This is a genomic window from Roseivivax sp. GX 12232, from assembly GCF_021272185.1.
In the GTDB taxonomy this organism is placed as follows: domain Bacteria; phylum Pseudomonadota; class Alphaproteobacteria; order Rhodobacterales; family Rhodobacteraceae; genus Roseivivax.
On record NZ_JAJSEC010000002.1, the window covers coordinates 319009 to 333646 of the forward strand.

The 14638-nt window shown below is 73.8% G+C and carries 15 protein-coding genes and 1 riboswitch; of the genes, 14 read left to right on the forward strand and 1 reads right to left on the reverse strand.

All coding sequences use genetic code 11. The features are described 5' to 3' along the window. Window positions 1-81 precede the first annotated feature (81 nt). Window positions 82-303: riboswitch (cobalamin riboswitch) on the forward strand. An 88-nt stretch (window positions 304-391) separates the two neighbouring features. From LR948_RS05455 to cobJ, 7 genes are read left to right on the forward strand one after another with little or no spacing between them, the layout of a single operon-like run. Next, window positions 392-769 (forward strand): DUF1636 domain-containing protein, encoded by a 378-nt coding sequence (locus LR948_RS05455; protein ID WP_232752967.1) that lies wholly within the window; start codon window positions 392-394, stop codon window positions 767-769. Between the two features lies 1 nt (window position 770). Then, complete coding sequence (cobW, locus tag LR948_RS05460; protein ID WP_232752968.1) at window positions 771-1823, forward strand: cobalamin biosynthesis protein CobW; 1053 nt, start codon at window positions 771-773, stop codon at window positions 1821-1823. A gap of 4 nt (window positions 1824-1827) precedes the next feature. Beyond that, entirely contained in the window at window positions 1828-5169 is a 3342-nt protein-coding gene (gene cobN, locus LR948_RS05465) for a cobaltochelatase subunit CobN (RefSeq protein ID WP_232752969.1), read from the forward strand. Then, entirely contained in the window at window positions 5166-6317 is a 1152-nt protein-coding gene (locus tag LR948_RS05470; RefSeq protein WP_232752970.1) for a hypothetical protein, read from the forward strand. The genes cobN and LR948_RS05470 overlap by 4 nt, the downstream gene beginning before the upstream one ends. A 1-nt stretch (window position 6318) precedes the next feature. Next, on the forward strand, window positions 6319-6948 hold the full coding sequence (locus LR948_RS05475) for a precorrin-8X methylmutase (protein WP_232752971.1): 630 nt from the start codon (window positions 6319-6321) through the stop codon (window positions 6946-6948). Next, window positions 6945-7676: a precorrin-2 C(20)-methyltransferase gene (locus LR948_RS05480; RefSeq protein WP_232752972.1), complete on the forward strand. Its 732-nt coding sequence runs from the start codon at window positions 6945-6947 to the stop codon at window positions 7674-7676. Before LR948_RS05475 ends, LR948_RS05480 begins: the two co-directional genes overlap by 4 nt. Further along, window positions 7673-8428 (forward strand): precorrin-3B C(17)-methyltransferase, encoded by a 756-nt coding sequence (gene cobJ, locus LR948_RS05485; RefSeq protein ID WP_232752973.1) that lies wholly within the window; start codon window positions 7673-7675, stop codon window positions 8426-8428. The genes LR948_RS05480 and cobJ overlap by 4 nt, the downstream gene beginning before the upstream one ends. Here the strand turns inward: cobJ and LR948_RS05490 are convergent. After that, window positions 8401-9153 carry a cobalt-precorrin-6A reductase gene (locus LR948_RS05490; RefSeq protein WP_232752974.1) on the reverse strand — a complete coding sequence of 251 codons (753 nt, stop codon included), beginning with the start codon at window positions 9151-9153 and terminating at the stop codon, window positions 8401-8403. The genes cobJ and LR948_RS05490 overlap by 28 nt on opposite strands. On the opposite strand from LR948_RS05490, the gene cbiE reads away from it, so the two are divergent. The 7 genes from cbiE to LR948_RS05525 are packed head-to-tail and all read left to right on the forward strand — an operon-like array spanning window position 9152 to window position 14607. Next, window positions 9152-10345 carry a precorrin-6y C5,15-methyltransferase (decarboxylating) subunit CbiE gene (cbiE, locus tag LR948_RS05495; RefSeq protein ID WP_232752975.1) on the forward strand — a complete coding sequence of 398 codons (1194 nt, stop codon included), beginning with the start codon at window positions 9152-9154 and terminating at the stop codon, window positions 10343-10345. The genes LR948_RS05490 and cbiE overlap by 2 nt on opposite strands. Further along, window positions 10342-10710: a cobalamin biosynthesis protein gene (locus LR948_RS05500; RefSeq protein WP_232752976.1), complete on the forward strand. Its 369-nt coding sequence runs from the start codon at window positions 10342-10344 to the stop codon at window positions 10708-10710. The genes cbiE and LR948_RS05500 overlap by 4 nt, the downstream gene beginning before the upstream one ends. Further along, window positions 10707-11501 carry a precorrin-4 C(11)-methyltransferase gene (cobM, locus tag LR948_RS05505; protein ID WP_232752977.1) on the forward strand — a complete coding sequence of 265 codons (795 nt, stop codon included), beginning with the start codon at window positions 10707-10709 and terminating at the stop codon, window positions 11499-11501. The genes LR948_RS05500 and cobM overlap by 4 nt, the downstream gene beginning before the upstream one ends. Continuing rightward, window positions 11494-12822 (forward strand): cobyrinate a,c-diamide synthase, encoded by a 1329-nt coding sequence (locus tag LR948_RS05510; RefSeq protein WP_232752978.1) that lies wholly within the window; start codon window positions 11494-11496, stop codon window positions 12820-12822. The genes cobM and LR948_RS05510 overlap by 8 nt, the downstream gene beginning before the upstream one ends. Then, window positions 12819-13547 (forward strand): uroporphyrinogen-III C-methyltransferase, encoded by a 729-nt coding sequence (gene cobA, locus LR948_RS05515; RefSeq protein WP_232752979.1) that lies wholly within the window; start codon window positions 12819-12821, stop codon window positions 13545-13547. Before LR948_RS05510 ends, cobA begins: the two co-directional genes overlap by 4 nt. Then, window positions 13544-14284: a precorrin-6A synthase (deacetylating) gene (gene cobF / locus LR948_RS05520; RefSeq protein WP_232752980.1), complete on the forward strand. Its 741-nt coding sequence runs from the start codon at window positions 13544-13546 to the stop codon at window positions 14282-14284. Before cobA ends, cobF begins: the two co-directional genes overlap by 4 nt. Beyond that, window positions 14281-14607, forward strand: coding sequence for a DUF1636 family protein (locus tag LR948_RS05525; RefSeq protein ID WP_232752981.1), 327 nt, complete (start codon window positions 14281-14283; stop codon window positions 14605-14607). Before cobF ends, LR948_RS05525 begins: the two co-directional genes overlap by 4 nt. Window positions 14608-14638 lie beyond the last annotated feature (31 nt).

The window sequence follows — 14638 nt, forward strand, 5'->3', positions numbered from 1 at the left end:
GGCAACTGACTGGCAGGCGCCGCCCGGCCCGTCAATCGCCGGGGTGTCTCTGGCCGCTTGACAGCGCGTGGGTCGCGGCGCAACAAGGCATATGCGCAAGGTGCCCCGGCGCGTCCGGGGTGAAAAGGGAATGCGGACCGCCCGGCCCCCCGGGAGGCAGCCGCAGCCGCCCCCGCGACCGTGACCCGGAGAGGTCGCCCCTCCGCCACTGGCCCCATGACGGGTCGGGAAGGCAGGGCGCCCGAGAGGCCCGCGCCTCACATCCGGAAAGCCGGGAGACCTGCCTCGCGCCGAGGAAGTGCAACCGGACGGGGTGTGCCGGTGGCCGCGGGCTCAGAGCCTTCGTGCCATCTTTCATGCCCCTTCCCCCGATCAGAATGGGACCGTCCCGTTGAAAGACCTGCCCGACCGCCCGCCCGCGGAGCTCTTGATCTGCACCACCTGCCGCCGTGGCCAGGAGGTCGCCGAGGACGGCACCCGGCCCGGCGCCGCGCTTTACGAGGCGCTCGAGGGCTCGATGCCCGAGGGCGTCACCCTGCGCGCGGTGGAATGCCTGCAGAACTGCGAGGGCGGCTGCACCGTGGCGCTGCGCGGCGCGGGCCGCTGGACCTATGTCTTCGGCAACCTGCACGAGGCCTCTGACCTCGAGGTCCTGCGCGAGGGCGCCGCGAAATACCACGCCAGCGCCAACGGGCTGATCCCCTGGCGCGAGCGTCCGCAACACTTCAAGAAAAACTGCGTGGCCCGCGTGCCGCCAATGGAGGGCTGACATGGCCGATCTCGAGAAACTTCCCGTCACCATCGTCACCGGCTTCCTGGGCTCGGGCAAGACCACGCTGATCTCGGAGCTGATGAAGAACCCCGGCGGCAAGCGCCTGGCCGTGGTCGTGAACGAGTTCGGCGACGTCGGCGTCGACGGCGAGATCCTGAAGGGCTGCGCGATCCCCGACTGCCCGGCGGAAAACGTGGTGGAACTGGCCAATGGCTGCATCTGCTGCACCGTGGCCGACGACTTCATCCCGACCATCGAGGCGCTCCTGAAGCTCGACCCGCGCCCCGAGCACATCCTGATCGAGACCTCGGGCCTGGCGTTGCCGAAGCCGCTCCTGAAGGCCTTCGACTGGCCGGACATCCGCTCGAAGATCACCGTCGACGGCGTGGTCGCCCTCGCCGATGCCGAGGCCGTGGCCGCGGGCCGGTTCGCTCCCGACGTGGCCGCCGTCGACGCCCAGCGTCAGGCCGACGACAGCATCGACCACGAGACCCCGCTGTCCGAGGTCTTCGAGGACCAGATCTCCTGCGCCGACATCGTGCTTCTGACCAAGCCCGACCTCGCCGGCCCCGAGGGCGTGACCCGCGCCCGCGAGGTCATCGCCGCCGAGGCGCCGCGCAGCCTGCCGGTGGTCGAGGTCGCCGAGGGCCGCGTCGATCCCCGGGTGATCCTGGGCCTCGGCGCCGCCGCCGAGGACGACATCGAGGCGCGCCCCTCGCATCACGACGGGGTGCCCGAGCACGACCACGACGACTTCGAAAGCATCGTGGTCGCCCTGCCCGAGCTCACCGCCCCCGCCGATCTGGCCGCGCGCATCGAACGTCTCGCGCGCGAGCAGAACATCCTGCGGGTCAAGGGCTACGCCAGCGTCGCGGGCAAGCCGATGCGGCTTCTCGTGCAGGCGGTGGGTGCGCGGGTGCGCCACCAGTTCGACCGGCCCTGGGGCGCGGGCGAGGCCCGCGAGGGGCGCCTGGTGGTCATCGCCGAGCATGACGACATCGACCGCGCCGCGATCACCCGCATTCTGACCGCGGCGGAAGAGACCGCCTGAGACCATGCATGTCGTCTTCCGCGAAAGCCACGGGCTCGACGAGACCGACACGCCGACCGACCTGGGCCAGAGCCCGGCCGAGATCGTGGCGCTGTCCTTCTCGGATTCGGATCTCGGGGCCTTTGCGGCGGGCTGGGAGCGCGGCGGCGGGCGGCAGGGCAAGCTGCCGAGCCTGCGGCTGGCCAATATCGCCGCGCTGCGCCACCCGCTCTCGGTCGACACCTATGTCGAACAGACGCTCGAGGGCGCCCAGGGCATCCTGATCCGGCTGATCGGCGGGCAGCCCTATTGGCCCTATGGGCTGCAGCAGATCGAGGCGCTCGCCCGGCAGAAGGGCATCGCGCTGGCGGTCCTGCCGGCGGACGGGCGCGAGGATCCCCGGCTCGACGAAATATCTACGGTGCCGGTCTCGACCCTGCGGCGGCTGGCGCATCTCTGCGACACCGGCGGCGCGGTGGCCGCCCAGGCGGCGCTGGCGCAGATGGCGCTGGCGGCGGGGCTCTACGCGGGGCCGGTGCGCGGCGTGAAGGCGCTGCCGCTGGTCGGCGCCTGGACGCCGGAGCATGGCGTGACCTGCCCGGCCTTGGCGGCTCTCGGCGGGCTGCCGGAGGCGGCGGCTTCCGATCCGGGCGACTCGGAGCCCGCGCGCGCCCCCGAGGCACCCGACAAACCCCTGGTCCTCGTCGTCTTCTACCGATCCTTCCTCGCCGCCGCCGACCTCGCCCCGGTCGAGGCGCTTTTTACCGCGCTCAGGCACCGCGGCTTCTCCGTCCTCGGCCTTTTCGCCCCCTCGCTCAAGGCGCCCGACGCATCGGGCTGGCTCGAGCGGCAGGTGGCGGGGCTCGGGCCGGTCGCGGTGGTCAATGCCACGGCCTTTTCCGGCAAGGGCAGCGCGGGCAGCTCGCCGCTCGATGCGGGCGGCGTGCCGGTCTTCCAGGTGGCGCTCGCCACCTCGACCCGGAAAGCCTGGGCCGAGGCCGAGCGCGGTCTCTCGCCCGCGGACCTCGCCATGCATGTCGTGCTGCCCGAGGTCGACGGACGGCTCTTCGCGGGTGTCGCGAGCTTCAAGGAGCCCGAGCCCCGCGACCCCGACCTGCAATTCGCCCGCCTGCGCCATATGCCCGAGCCCGACCGCATCGCCGCGCTCGCCGACCGGGTGGCGGGCTGGCACCGGCTCGCCGCCTGCCCCACGGCCCGGCGGCGGGTGGCGCTGGTCCTCTCGACCTATCCCGGGCGGGACTGGAACATGGCCCATGCGGTGGGCCTCGACGCGCTGGCCTCGGGCGAGGCGATCCTCGGCGACCTGGCCGAGGCGGGCTATGCCCTCGCCCCCGGTGCGCCGCTCGCCGAGGCGCTCGAGACCGCCGAGATCACCTGGCCGCTCGCCGACTACGAGGCCGCGCTGGCCCGGCTGCCGCAGGCGCTGCGCGACGACCTCGAAGCCGCCTGGGGGCCGGCCAGCGATGCCGCGGACAACGGCGCGCTGCGCTTCCGCGCGCTCCGCCGCGGCCAGGCGCTGATCGCGCTGCAGCCCGACCGCGGGCACCGGGCAGAGCGCGAGGACGACTACCACGACCTCGGTCGCACGCCCTGCCATGCCTATGTCGCCTTCTACCTCTGGCTCCGCGAACAGGCCGACGCGCTGGTGCATGTCGGCGCCCATGGCACGCTGGAATGGCTGCCGGGGAAATCGGTGGCGCTGTCTTCGGCTTGCTGGCCCGAAGCGCTGACCGGCGCGCTGCCGGTTATCTATCCCTTCATCGTCAACGACCCCGGCGAGGCCGCCCAGGCCAAGCGCCGGATCGGCGCCGTGACGCTGGGCCATGTCCCGCCGCCGCTGGCCGACAGCAAGACGCCGGACCGGCTCCTGCGGCTCGAGGCGCTGCTCGACGAGTTCTCCAACGCCGACGGGCTCGACCCGCGCCGCCGCGACCGGCTGATCGACGACATCCGCATGGAGGCCCGCGCCGAGGGCGTCGAAGAGGACCTCGGCATCGACGGCGCCATGTGCGAGGCCGAGGCGGTGACCCGCATCGACCGCTTCGTCTGCGATGTGAAGGAAAGCCGCTACGGCGACGGGCTGCACGTCTGGGGCCGCACCCGGGACGACCACCCGGACGACATGGCCGAAGCCGCCCGCGCCGAGCGGCAGGGGCTGCTCGATGCGCTTTCCGGGCGGCGCATCGCGCCCGGGCCTTCGGGCTCGCCCTGGCGGGGCCGGCGCGACGTGCTGCCGACGGGGCGCAACCTCTTCACCACAGACCCCCGCGCGGTGCCGAGCCGGGCGGCCTACGCCCAGGGCGGCCGCCTCGCCGAGGAGCTGGTCCGCCGCCACCTGCAGGACGAGGGCGACTGGCCAAAAAGCGTGGTCGTGGACCTCTGGGGCTCGGCCACCATGCGCACGGCGGGCGAGGAGTTCGCCATGGCGCTGGCGCTTCTGGGCGTGCGCCCGGTCTGGGACGAGGGCACCGAGCGGGTCTCGGGCATCGAGGTCCTGCCCATCGCCGAACTGGAGCGCCCGCGCATCGACGTCACCCTGCGGGTCTCGGGCCTCTTCCGCGATGTCTTCCCGGTGCTGACCGCGCTTTTCCAGCAGGCGGTGCGCGCGCTGGCCGCCCGCGACGAGGCGGCGGACTGGAACCCCTATGTCGGCCACGACGGCGCGCGGGTCTTCGGGCCCGCGCCCGGCTCCTTCGGCCTCGCCATGGGGCCCGAGCTCACCGACTACAGCGAGGAAGCCCGGGTCCGGGCGGGCGAGGCCTGGCTGGCGGCCTCGGCCTGGGCGCTCGACGGCGAGGCGGCGGTCGAGGACCGATCCGCGATCCGCGACCGGGTGGCGGGCGCCGAGGCTTTCGTGCACCTTCAGGACTTGCCCGAGACCGACATTCTTCTGGCCGAGGATTACGCCAGCCACGAGGCGGGCTTTGCCGCCGCCCAGGGCGTCGCGGGCGGCGCGGCGCGGCTCTGGCATCTCGATGCGACCAACCCCGAGGCGCCGCGCGCCCGGGCGCTTTCCGAGGAGGTCGCCCGCGTGGTCCGCGCCCGCGCCACCCATCCCGGCTGGATCGCGGGCATGGCGCGGCACGGCTTCCGGGGTGCCGCCGAGATCGCCGCCACGCTCGAGAACATGGCCGCCTTCGCGCATCTGGCCGACGCGGTCGCGCCGCATCTCTTCGACGCCTTCCACGCCGCGACGCTCGGGGACGCCGAGGTGCGCGACTTCCTGGCCGAGGCCAACCCCGAGGCGCTCGAGGCCATGCGCGCCCGCTTCGAGGCGCTGCGCGCGGCGGGCCTCTGGCAGAGCCGCCGCAACGCCACCGGTCCCGCGCTCGAGGCCGAGGCATGAGCGGCGCGGTGCGCGGCTGGTGCCCCGGGGCGCTGCGGCCCATGGCTTCGGGCGACGGCTACGTGCTGCGGGTGCGCCCGCGCGCGGGGCACCTGTCGCCCGAACAGGTCGCGGGGCTGGGTGCGGCGGCGGAGGCGTTTGGCAATGGCGAGATCGCCCTGACGCGCCGCGCCAATCTGCAGATCCGGGGCGTCGCCGAGGATGCGCTCGCGCCGCTGCGCGCGCGTCTTGCCGCGCTCGATCTGCTGGACATCGACCCGGCGGTCGAGGCCCGGCGCAACCTCGTCAGCGATCCCTTCGGCGGCTCCGAGACCCGCGCGCTCTCCAAGGCTCTGGAAGTGGCTCTGGCCGAGGCTGAGGACCTCGCCCCCCTGCCCTCGAAATTCGGCTTCGCGCTCGATCCCGGGCCGTCCCGCATGCTCTCGGGCATCAGCGGCGACATACGGATCGAGGGTTCGGCGGAGGGCGGCCTCCTGGTCCGCGCCGAGGGCGCCCCCACGGGCCGCACCGTCAGTGATGCCCCCGCCGCGATCCGCGCCGCGCTGGAGTTGGCGCGCTGGTTCCTCGCCTCGGGCGGCGTCGGTCCCGACGGGCGCGGCCGCATGGCGCGGCACCTGGAGAGCGGCGCGGCGCTGCTGCCCGAGCTCGCCGGAGACGCAGAGCCGGCCCCCGAGGCCCCGCGCCCGGAGCCCGGCGACACGGCAGGCGGCGCGCTCCTCGCCGCCGCCTTCGGACGCTTCCCCGCCAGCAGTTTCGCCGCCCTCCCCGAAGGTCCGCTCGCGATCACCCCCTGGCGCATGGTCTTCACGCCGGGCCGCAGCGCCGCCGATTGCGCCACCCTCCCCGGTCTCATCACCACGCCTGACGATCCGCTCCTGCGCGTCGAGGCCTGCCCCGGCGCGCCCGCCTGTCCGCAGGGCGAGATGCCGACCGAAGACACCGCCCGCCGCCTCGCCGCGCGCCTGCCGACCCACAAAAGCCTGCATGTCTCGGGCTGCGCCAAGGGCTGCGCGGGCAGCGGCAGCGCCGATCTCACCCTGACCGGCCGCGCCGGGCGCTTCGACCTTGTGCAGGGCGGGGCGGCATGGGATGAGCCCTTCCGCCGGGGCCTCGCGCCCGACGACCTCACTGATCTCTGGGACGACTGACATGCCTTACGCCTACGAAAAGGACGGCGCGGCGATCTATGCCGAAAGCTTCGCCACCATCCGGGCCGAGGCCGACCTCGCCGGGCTCGCGCCCGATGCCGAACAGGTGGTGGTGCGGATGATCCATGCCGCGGGCATGGTCGGGCTCGAGGCGCATGTGCGGATCTCCGACGGCGCGGTCGCCGCCGCCCGCCGGGCGCTCGAGGGCGGCGCGCCGATCCTCTGCGATGCGCGCATGGTCAGCGAGGGCGTGACCCGCAAGCGCCTGCCTGCCGAGAACGAGGTGATCTGCACCCTGCAGGATCCGCGCGTGCCGGGGCTGGCCCAGGAGCTGGGCACCACCCGCTCGGCCGCGGCGCTGGAGCTTTGGCGCGACAAGCTGGAGGGCGCGCTGGTCGCCATCGGCAACGCGCCGACGGCGCTGTTCCACCTGCTCGAGATGCTGGAAGACCCGGCCTGCCCGCGCCCCGCGGCGATCATCGGCTGCCCCGTCGGCTTCGTCGGCGCGCGCGAGTCGAAGGATGCGCTCTGGGCCGCCCAGCCGGTGCCCGCGATCATCGTCGAGGGCCGGCTCGGCGGCAGCGCCATCACGGTCGCCGCGATCAACGCCATCGCGAGCCGCGCCGAATGACCGCGCCGGGCACCATCCACGGCGTCGGCCTCGGCCCCGGCGATCCCGACCTCATGTCGGTGCGCGCCGACCGGCTGGTGCGCGGCGCGCGGCACGTCGCCTTCTTCCGCAAGGCCGGGCGGCGCGGCCAGTCCCGCGCCATCGTCGAGGGCATGCTGCACCCCGAGGCCCGCGAGATCGCCATGGAATACCCGGTTACGACCGAGATCCCGCTGTCCGATCCGCGCTACAACCAGTGCCTCTCGGCCTTCTACGAAGAGGTCACCGCCAAGCTGCGCGCCATCGCGGAAGGCGGCGAGGACGTGGTGGTCCTCTGCGAGGGCGACCCCTTCTTCTACGGCTCCTTCATGCATCTCTACACGCGGCTTTCGCCGCATGTGCCGGTGCGGGTGGTGCCCGCGATCACCGGCATGTCGGCGGCCTGGACGGCGACCGGCGCGCCGATCACCTGGGGCGACGACGTGCTTTCGGTGCTGATGGGCACGCTGGACGAAGAGGTGCTGGCGACCCGCGCCCGCGAGGCCGACGCGCTGGTCGTGATGAAGGTCGGGCGCAACCTGCCGAAGATCGCCCGCGCGCTTCAGGCCGCGGGCAAGGCCGCGCGCGCCCAGGTCATCGAATACGCCAGCATGGAGCGCCAGGCGGTCACGCCGCTCGATCAGATCGGCGACCGGGCGCTGCCCTATTTCTCCATTGTCGTGGTGCATGGCGAGGGACGCCGGCCATGAGCGGCTGGGTGCGGATCGCGGGCCTCGGGCCGGGCGCCGAGGCGCTGGTGACCCCTGAGGTGCAGGCGGCTCTGGCGGAGGCGACGGATGTGGTGGGCTACATCCCCTATGTCCGCCGCGTGGCCCCGCGCCCCGACCTGCGCCTGCACGAAAGCGACAACCGGGTCGAGATCGACCGCGCGCGCCATGCGCTCGAGATGGCCTCTGAAGGCCGCCGCGTGGTGGTGGTCAGCTCGGGTGATCCCGGGGTCTTCGCCATGGCCTCGGCGGTCTTCGAGGCGGTGGAGGACGGGCCCGCGGCATGGCGCGCGCTGGAGATCGGCGTCCTGCCCGGGATCACCGCCATGCTCGCCGCCGCGGCCCGCGCGGGCGCGCCCCTGGGGCATGACTTCTGCGCCATCAACCTCTCGGACAACCTCAAGCCCTGGGCGCTGATCGAGAAACGGCTGCGGCTCGCCGCCGAGGCGGATTTTGCCATGGCCTTCTACAACCCGCGCTCCAAGTCGCGGCCCGAGGGCTTCGCCCGCACGCTGGAGGTGCTGCGCGAAGGCTGCGAGCCGTCCCGGGTCATCATCTTCGCCCGCGCCGTCTCGACCCCGGACGAGGCGCTCCGCGTCACCACCCTGGCCGAGGCCACCCCGGAGATGGCCGACATGCGCACCGCGGTCCTGGTCGGCTCCTCGGCGACCCGGGTGATCAACCGGCCCGAAGGCGCGCCCTTCGTCTATACGCCCCGCTCGGTGCCCGCATGAACCCAGGCCAGCGCCGCCTCGATGTCATGGACCTCGTCTCGCGCGGGCAGCGCCGGGCGGTCGATCATCACGACCGGCAGGCCAAGCGCGCGGGCGGCGGCGATCTTCGCATAGGCCCCGCTGCCCCCGGCGTTCTTGGAGACCACGAGGTCGATCCCGTGCGCCTCCATCAGCGCCCGGTCGGCGGCTTCGTCGAAAGGCCCGCGGTCGACCACCACGGCATGATCGGGAAAGGGCGGCGGCGCCTCGGGCGGATCGACGAGCCGCAGCAGGTAGAAATGCTGCGGGTTCGGCGCAAACTCCGCGAGGTGCATCCGCCCCACCGCCAGCATGACCCGCGCCGCCGGACGGGAAAGCGCCGCGACCGCGCCCGCGATGTCGGGCACATGCTGCCAGGCGTCGCCCGCCAAGGCCTGCCAGGGCGGACGGGTCAGCGCCACGAGCGGCACGCCGGTGACCCGGGCCGCTTCCACGGCGTTGCGGCTCATCTGCGAGGCGAAGGGATGGGTCGCATCAACGAGGTGCGTAATCTTCTCCGCGCGCAGGTAGTCGGCCAGCCCCTCAGACCCGCCGAAGCCGCCGATCCGCTGCGGCAAGGGCTGGCGCAGGGGCCGCGCGACGCGGCCCGCGAAGGACACCGTGCCGGCGAGCCCGGCATCGGCGGCGCGGCGCGCAAAGGCGGTGGCCTCGCTTGTGCCCGCGAGGATCAGGAGGTTCGGCGTCATGGCTGATCGACCCTGGCTTACCATTCTCGGTCTCGGCGAAGATGGACCGGAAGGGCTGCCGCCTGCAAGCCGCGCCGCTCTGGAAGCTGCCGACTGCGTGATCGGCCCGGCGCGCCACCTGGCGCTGCTGCCCGATCTCTCCGCCCATCGCATCGAGTGGCCGGTGCCCTTCGCCGAAGGGCTGCCGCTGATCCTCGCCCGGCGCGGGACACCCACCGTGGCGCTGGCCTCGGGCGATCCCTTCTGGTTCGGCGCGGGCCGGGTCCTGGCCGAGGCGCTGGAGCCCGGCGAATGGCGCGCCCTGCCCGGGCCTTCGACCTTCTCGCTGGCCGCCGCACGGCTGGGCTGGGGGTTGGAGCGGACCACCTGCCTGGGCCTGCATGCGGCACCGCTGACCCGGTTGCGCCCACATCTCGCGCCGGGCGCCCGGATCCTGGCGCTGCTGCGCGACGGCGCGGCGGTGGATGCCGTGGCGGAGCTCCTGTGCGAGCTGGGCTTCGGTGAGAGCAGCCTGACGCTTTGCGAGGCGCTTGGCGGTCCGCGCGAACGGGTCCTGCAGGTCAGGGCCTGCGACTGGACGGGCGGCGCCAGTCACCCGGTCGCTGTGGGCCTCGAAATCGCGGGCCAAGGCACGGTGATGACCTGCGCCAGCGGCCGCGAGGATGCGCTGTTCGCCAGCGACGGGCAGATGACCAAGCGGCCGGTGCGGGCGCTGGCGCTCTCGGCGCTCGCGCCCCGGCCCGGAGAGCGGCTCTGGGACATCGGCGGCGGCTCGGGCTCGATCGCCATCGAATGGCTGCTGGCCCACCACACGACCCAAGCCACCTCGATCGAACCCCGCCCGGCGCGCGCCGCGAACATCCGCGCCAATGCCACGGCCCTTGGCGTCGACCGCTTGCAGGTCGTCGAGGGCACGGCCCCCGAGGCGCTCATGGAGCTGCCCGCACCGGAGGTCGTCTTCATCGGCGGCGGGCTGTCGCGCGCGCTTCTTGACGCGCTGACAGAACAGGCCCCCGGCGCGCGGCTCGTGGCCCATGCGGTGACGCTCGAAAGCGAGGCGCTGCTTGCCGATTGGCAGGCCACGCAGGGCGGAGAGCTCCTGCGGATCGAGCTGGCCGAGGCCCGCCCGCTCGGCAGCCGGCGCGGCTGGGCCGCCGCCTATCCGGTGGTGCAATACCGGGGGCGGCTGTGATCGTCGCGGGCTTCGGCTTCCGCGCGGGCGCCAGCGCCGCGAGCCTCGCCGATGCCTTCGAGAAGGCCGGCGGGGCGGCCCGCGCGCAGATCCTCGCAACGGCCGAGGACAAGGCCCGCGCCCCGGCCTTCACCGCCTTCGCCCGAGAGGCGGGCCTGCCCGCGCGGGGCGTTGACAGCGCCGCGCTCGCCCGCCAACAGACCGCCACGCAATCGCCCGCCGCGCGGGCCGCGCGCGGCACCGGAAGCCTCGCCGAGGCGGCCGCCCTGGCCGCCGCCGGCCCCGGGGCCCGTCTGATCGGCCCGCGTGTGATCTCGGGCGACCGCATGGCAACCTGTGCCCTGGCTATGGGAGAGACCTTGTGACGGTGCATTTCATCGGCGCCGGCCCCGGCGCGCCGGACCTTCTGACCCTGCGCGGGCGCGACCTGATCGCGGCCTGCCCGGTCTGCCTCTACGCGGGCTCGCTGGTGCCCGAGGCGGTGCTGGGCCATTGCCCCGAGGGCGCCCGGGTGGTGAACACCGCGCCCATGGACCTCGACGGCATCATCGCCGAGATCGAGGCCGCCGAGGCCCGCGGGCAGGACGTGGCGCGGCTGCATTCGGGCGACCTCTCGGTCTGGTCGGCCATGGGCGAGCAGATCCGCCGGCTCGAGGCGCTTGGCATCGCCTATACGGTGACGCCGGGCGTGCCGGCCTTCTCGGCCAGCGCCGCGGCGCTTGGCGCCGAGCTGACCCTGCCGGGCCTCGCGCAATCGGTGGTGCTGACCCGGACGCCGGGGCGCGCGAGCTCCATGCCCGAGGGCGAGACGCTGACCGCCTTCGCCCGCACCGGGGCGACGCTGGCCATCCATCTCTCGATCCAGAACCTCGCGCAGGTGGTCGCGGACCTGACCCCGCATTACGGCGCCGATTGCCCCACCGCCGTGGTCTGGCGCGCGAGCTGGCCCGACGAGCGGGTGCTGCGCGGCACGCTGGGCGACATCGCGGCGCAACTGCCCGAAGGCATCTCGCGCACCGCGCTGATCCTCGTGGGCCCCGCGCTCGGGCGCGAGGGCTTTGCCGAGAGCCGCCTCTACGCCACCGACTACGACCGCCGCTACCGCCCGCAATCGGCCGACAGCCCCTGGGCAGACTGGAGCGCCGGCGATGACTGATCCCGCACTGCTGCCGCCGGGGCTTCTGGTCTCGGCCCCCGCCTCGGGCACCGGCAAGACCACGGTCATGCTGGGCCTCCTGCGCGCGCTCGCCGAGGACGGCCTGTCGGTCCAGCCCTTCAAGTCGGGGCCGGATTACATCGACCCGGCCTTTCACCTCGCCGCCGCCGGGCGGGCAAGCTTCAACCTCGACACCTGGGCGATGGACGGCGGGCTTCTCGGCGCCATCGCGGGCCAAAGCGCGGGCGCCGACATCTGCCTCGGCGAGGGCTCCATGGGGCTCTACGACGGGGTCGCGACGCAAGGCCAGACGGGCTTCGGCTCCTCGGCCGAGACCGCGCGGCGCATGGGCTGGCCGGTGGTGCTGGTCGTCGATGCGGGCGGCCAGGCGCAATCCGCCGCCGCCACGGCCATGGGCTTTGCCGCCTATCAGCCCGACCTGCCTTTCGCCGGGGTCATCCTGAACCGCGTCGCGAGCCCGCGCCACGAGCGGCTGATCCGGCTCGGGATGGAGCGCGCGGGCCTGCCGGTCCTGGGCGTGCTGCCGCGCCGGGGCGACCTGGCCCTGCCCGAGCGGCACCTGGGGCTGATCCAGGCGGTGGAACATCCCGACCTCGAGGCCGCCATCGCGGGTTACGCGGCCTTCCTGCGTGAGCACGTCGATCTGCCCGCGATCCGCGCCGCGGCGCTTGGCGGGGCCCGGCCCGAGGCGGGCCGCCTGCCGGCCCCGCCCGCGCAGCGCATCGCGATTGCCCGCGACGCGGCCTTCTCCTTCACCTATCCGCATCTCCTCGAGGGCTGGCGCGCGGCGGGGGCCGAGATCCTGCCCTTCTCGCCGCTGGCCGACGAGGCGCCGGACCCGCAGGCGGACCTCGTATGGCTGCCGGGCGGCTACCCGGAGCTCTACGCCGGGCAGCTCGCCGCCGCCGCGAAATTCCGGGCGGGCCTGTGCCGCCACGCCGAGACGCGCCCCGTGCACGGCGAATGCGGGGGCTACATGGCGCTTGGCGCGGCGCTGATCGACAAGGAGGGCAGGCGCCACGAGATGGCGGGGCTCCTGGGGCTCGTGACCTCCTACGAGAAGCGCAAGTTCCACCTCGGCTACCGCCGCGCGCGGCTGGTCGCGGAGATGCCGGGCCATGCGCCGGGCGCCGCGCTCAGGGGCCATGAGTTCCACTATTCCACCATCCTCGAGCAGCCCGACGCCCCGCTGGCCGAGGTCGCCGACGCCGATGGCAACGCTGTGCCGGAGACCGGCTCGCGCCGGGGCCATGTCTCGGGCACCTTCTTCCACCTGATCGCGGCGGAGGAGGCGGCATGACCGGGTTTGTCAGCTTCGTCGGCAGCGGGCCGGGCGACCCGGAGCTTCTGACCCTGAAGGCGGTGGACCGGCTGAAGCGCGCCGATGCGGTGCTCTTCGACGACCTCTCCTCGGGGCCGATCCTGTCCTACGCGCGGCCCGGAGCGGACCTGGTGGGCGTCGGCAAACGCGCCGGGCGGCCTTCACCGAAACAGGGTCATGTCTCGCAGCTCCTGGTGGATTACGCGCTGGAAGGCGGGCGCATCGTGCGGCTGAAATCCGGCGACGGCGGGCTTTTCGGGCGGCTCGAGGAAGAGCTTGTGGCGCTGCGCGCCGCTGGCGTGGCCTACGAGATCGTGCCCGGCCTGCCCTCGGCCTTCGCAGCTGCCGCCGCGGCGGGCATCCCGCTGACCCGGCGGCTGACCGCGCGGCGGGTGCAATTCGTGACCGGTCATGACGTCACCGGCGAGCTGCCGCGCGACCTGGACCTCACGGCGCTGGCCGATCCCCGCGCCTGCACGGTGGTCTACATGGGCAAGCGCACCTTCCCGGCGCTGGCTTCCATGCTGATCGAGCGCGGACTGCCACCCGAGACGCCCGCGCTTCTGGCCGAGGCCGTCTCGACCCCCGACCAGCGGCTGACCCGCACCACGGTGGGCGGGCTCGCCACGGCGCTCGAAGGGGCGACAAGCCCGCTGCCCGCGCTGATCCTCTACGGTCCCCTGGCCGAGGAGACGGCGGTGTGAGGGACCTCTGGCTCATCGGCATCGGCACCGGCAGCCCCGATCACGTGACCCGCGAAGGCCTGCGCGCGCTCTCCGAGGCGGGGCTGATCCTGGTGCCGCGCAAAGGCCCCGGGAAGGACGACCTGGCCGAGCTGCGCCTGCGGATCATCGAAGAGGCCGGGGCCACGGCCCGCGTCGTGCCCTTCGACATGCCGGTCCGCGACGAAAGCCTGCCTTACCAGACCCGCGTCGCGCGCTGGCACGACGAGATCGCGGCGCGCTGGCAGGACGCGATCGCGGGCGCCGAGGTCGACGGGCCGGTGGCGCTTCTGGTCTGGGGGGACCCGGGGCTCTACGACAGCACGCTGCGCATCGCGGAACGTCTCTCGCCCGCGCCGCGCCTGCGGGTCGTGCCCGGCGTCACCGCGCTGCAGGCGCTGACCTCGGCCCACGCGATCCCCTTCAACACGGTGAACGGCGCGGTGACTGTGACCACCGGGCGGCGGCTGCGCGACCACGGCTGGCCCGAGGGCGCCGAGAGTGTGGTGGTCATGCTCGACGGGGAGTGCAGCTTCCAGGGGCTCGCGCCCGAGGGGCTGCACCTCTGGTGGGGCGCCTACCTCGGGATGGAGAACCAGTTGCTCGACGCCGGGCCGCTGGCCGAGGCCGGCCCGCGCGTGGTGGAGGCCCGGGCCAAGGCGCGCGCGGCGCATGGCTGGATCATGGACACCTACCTCTTGCGCCGCGAGGCGCCATGACGGCGGTGCTGCGCCTTTGCCGGACCTGCGAGGGGCCGGGCTGGGACGCGCTCCGGGCCGAGATCGCGGCGGCGGGGCTCGAGGTGCGGATCGCCGCGCAGGACTGCATGAACGGCTGCGGCGCGCCGGTCTCCATGGCGCTGCAGGCGCCCGGGCGGGCGACCTATTTCTTCGCGGGCGTCGACCCGGAGGCCGACCGCGCCGACATCATCGGCACGCTGCGCGCCTACCTCGACGCGCCCGGGGGTTGGATCGAGGATGCGCGCCCCTGCGGGCGGCTTCGGCATTGCCTGAAAGGCCGGGTGCCCGCGCTGCCCGAGTGAGGCGACAGGGGCCGCCGCGCGGCCCCTCGGG